Consider the following 207-nt stretch of genomic DNA (forward strand, 5'->3'; position numbering starts at 1 on the left):
CCGCTGGGCGGTCGAGGAGTGCTTCCAGACCGCGAAGGGCCAGTGCGGCCTGGACGACTACCAGGTCCGTCGCTACCAGGGCTGGTACCGGCACATCACCCTCGCCATGGCCGTCCACGCCTATCTCGCGGTCCTGCGGGCCGGGCAGCTTGAAAGGGGGCCGGACCGGCTCGAACGCCAGACCTGATACCCCTGACCGTCCCCGAA

1 pseudogene is annotated in these 207 nt (G+C 69.6%); it reads left to right on the plus strand.

The window, feature by feature from the left end:
* Positions 1 to 187 (plus strand): annotated as a pseudogene (locus tag IEZ12_RS39900) (IS701 family transposase); the annotation flags it as partial.
* Between the last annotated feature and the right edge of the window lie 20 nt (positions 188 to 207).

It is taken from the genome of Kitasatospora griseola, assembly GCF_014648555.1.
Lineage (GTDB): Bacteria > Actinomycetota > Actinomycetes > Streptomycetales > Streptomycetaceae > Kitasatospora > Kitasatospora griseola.